The following is a 2,465-nucleotide window of genomic DNA, read 5'->3' as shown; positions in this document are numbered from 1 at the left end:
ACAGGATTTGTGGGCAAGCCGTTCACCTCACCCCGCGGTGACGACCGCGGAAGTAGTTGATCAGGCCTTGGGTGGAAGCATCGTCAGCAACGGTTTCATCGCTGCCGACCAGACGGTTGTAAACGCCTTTGCCCAATTCCTTGCCCAGTTCCACGCCCCACTGGTCGAAGGCGTTGATGCCCCAGACCACGCTCTGCACGAACACTTTGTGCTCGTACATGGCGACCAGCGCGCCAAGACGACGCGGACTGATGCGCTCGACCACAAGGGTGTTGCTCGGGCGGTTGCCCGGAATCACCTTGTGCGGCGCGAGTTTGCGCACTTGCTCTTCGCTCATGCCTTTTTCGCGCAGTTCGGCCTCGGCTTCCGACAGGGTTTTGCCGAGCATCAGCGCCTGGCTCTGCGACAGGCAGTTGGCGTACAGCCACTGATGGTGATCGGAGACCGGGTTGAAGCTGACGATCGGCACGATGAAGTCGGCCGGGATCAGTTGGGTGCCCTGGTGCAGCAACTGGTGGTACGCGTGTTGACCGTTACAGCCGACGCCGCCCCAGATCACCGGGCCGGTATCGGTCGACACCGAGGTGCCGTCCTGACGCACGCTCTTGCCGTTGGATTCCATGTCCAACTGTTGCAAGTGCTTGGTGATGTTGCGCAGGTAGTGGTCGTACGGCAGGATCGCGTGGCTTTGCGCGCCCCAGAAGTTGCCGTACCACACGCCGAGCAAGGCCAGCAGCACCGGCATGTTCTGTTCGAACGGTGCGCTCTGGAAATGCTGGTCCATGGTGAAGGCACCGGACAGCAGCTCCTTGAAATTGGACATGCCGATGGCCAGGGCAATCGGCAGACCGATGGCCGACCACAGCGAGTAACGACCGCCGACCCAGTCCCACATCGGGAAGATGTTTTCTTCGCGGATGCCGAACGCGACGGCCGCCGCGTTGTTGCTCGATACCGCGATGAAGTGGCGATACAGCTCGGCTTCCGAACCACCCTGCGCCAGATACCAGGCGCGTGCGGCCTGAGCGTTTTTCAGGGTCTCGAGGGTGTTGAAAGATTTCGACGAAACGATGAACAGTGTGGTTTCGGCGCGCAGCTTCTGCGTCAGCTCGTGGAACTCACTGCCGTCGATGTTCGCCAGGTAATGGCAGCGCACGCCTTTCTGCGCATAGGACAGCAACGCTTCGGAAACCAGCTCAGGGCCGAGGAACGAGCCACCGATGCCGATGTTGACCACGTCAGTGATCGGCTTCTCGGTGTAACCACGCCACAGACCGTCGTGGATGCGGCCAACCAGATCGGTGATCTGGTTCAGCACCTTGTGCACTTCCGGCATCACGTTGACGCCATTGACCGACAGCTTGTCGCCCACCGGGCGGCGCAGGGCGGTATGCAGCGCCGGGCGGCCTTCGGAGGCGTTGACGATTTCGCCGTCGAACAGCGCTTTGATCGCGCCTTTCAGATCGACTTCATTGGCCAGGCCCACCAGCAGGTTGCGGGTCTCGGCGTTGATCAGGTTCTTCGAATAATCGAGAAACAGGCCGCAGCTGCTGAGCGTGAATTGATTGAAGCGCTGCGGATCGGCGTTGAAGGCCTCGCGCATGCTGAAATCCTGCATGGCTTGGCGGTGATCTTTCAACGCCTGCCAGGCAGGCAGAGCGGTAACGTCATGAGGAGTGCGGTAGTACGCCATCGCTGCGGTTTTCCTTTTTACTTGAACGGCCTTTTGAACACAGAACAGACCGATACGCCCTGGTTGGGCGAGGGTCAAATGCGTCGACACGATTTTTCAACGCAGGGCGAATACAGTAAACCTCGCGCTGCGATCTGTCTTGACTTCTTCTGACCTGTTCCCTGTACTTTTTTAACATCAATACCGGGAACGGGCCGACCAACGGAAGGGGAGTGGCGCGTCGAAGCGGCTCAGGCGAGCTGAACCGGAATCGCGTTGCTGGTGTGGCTCAGCTCATTGCCCGGCGCCATGTACAGCATGCGCGGTTTGAAATTGACCAGTTCCGCTTCGCTGTAATGGGCGTAGGCGCAAATGATCACGCGGTCGCCGACTTTGGCTTTATGCGCGGCTGCGCCGTTCACCGAAATCATCCGCGAACCTTCTTCGCCACGAATCGCGTAGGTGGTGAAGCGCTCGCCATTGTCGACGTTGTAAATCTGGATCTGCTCGTATTCACGGATGCCGGACAAGTCCAGCCACTCGCCATCAATGGCGCAGGAACCTTCGTAATCGAGTACCGCATGAGTGACTTCGGCGCGGTGCAGCTTGGCCTTGAGCATGATGGCTTGCATGAGGGATTTCCCGGGTTGGAAACGAACGGCGGGCAGTGTGCCCGAAGGCTTTGGGGGCGGCAATATGGTCTGTGTGGACACCAGAAACCAATGTGGGAGCGAGCCTGCTCGCGAAAGCGTCGGAACAGTCGACATCGTTGTCAACTGACAGATCGCATTCG

General features: G+C 59.5%; 2 protein-coding genes. Both read right to left on the bottom strand.

The annotated features are described in order from the left end of the window. Positions 1 to 22 precede the first annotated feature (22 nt). A complete protein-coding gene (gene pgi / locus HT737_RS10735) occupies positions 23 to 1,693 on the bottom strand; it encodes a glucose-6-phosphate isomerase (RefSeq protein WP_182402511.1) in 1,671 nt (556 codons plus the stop codon). Positions 1,694 to 1,923: 230 nt separating this feature from the next. Next, positions 1,924 to 2,304 carry an aspartate 1-decarboxylase gene (gene panD / locus HT737_RS10730; protein ID WP_041065393.1) on the bottom strand — a complete coding sequence of 127 codons (381 nt, stop codon included), beginning with the start codon at positions 2,302 to 2,304 and terminating at the stop codon, positions 1,924 to 1,926. Between the last annotated feature and the right edge of the window lie 161 nt (positions 2,305 to 2,465).

Origin of the sequence: Pseudomonas sp. MD195_PC81_125 (assembly GCF_014060985.1) — a bacterium.
Classification (GTDB): domain Bacteria; phylum Pseudomonadota; class Gammaproteobacteria; order Pseudomonadales; family Pseudomonadaceae; genus Aquipseudomonas; species Aquipseudomonas parakoreensis.
The sequence above is the reverse complement of the archived record's forward strand: the minus strand, read 5'-3'. Positions and strand labels throughout refer to the sequence as shown.